This window comes from Bacteroides caecigallinarum (assembly GCF_016901995.1).
Taxonomy (GTDB): Bacteria; Bacteroidota; Bacteroidia; order Bacteroidales; family Bacteroidaceae; genus Phocaeicola; species Phocaeicola cellulolyticus.
Map to the genome: position 1 here is coordinate 1 of NZ_JACJLE010000157.1, position 433 is coordinate 433.

Annotated in this window: 1 protein-coding gene; it reads left to right on the forward strand. The window is 41.1% G+C overall.

The features are described 5' to 3' along the window. On the forward strand, nt 1–433 hold a 433-nt coding region (locus H6A61_RS15430), incomplete at both ends, for a PD-(D/E)XK nuclease family transposase (RefSeq protein WP_204394793.1).

Genomic DNA, 433 nt, shown 5'->3' on the forward strand with positions numbered 1-433 from the left:
AGGGACAAGGCTAACTTTCAGGTACTGGAAGGACTGCTCACTACCCTACTGAACGAAAAAATAACCATAAAGAACCTGCTGGAAAGCGAAAGCAATCAGGAAGAGGAATTCGACAAGTATAACCGTGTGGATATGCTGGCGGAAAACTCAAAAGGAAACCTTATCCTGATTGAAGTGCAGAACAACAACGAATATGCCTACTTCCAAAGAATGCTTTTCGGAACATCAAAACTGGTGACTGAATACATAAACAGAGGAGAAGGATACGACAAGGTAAGAAAAATATACAGCATAAATATCGTCTATTTCACTCTAGGACACGGGAAGGACATTGTTTATCATGGAAAGACTGAATTCCGCGGAATTCATACTAACGACATTCTGGAACTGAGTCCGTTCCAAAAGCAGACATTCAAGGTAGATGAAGTAAGCC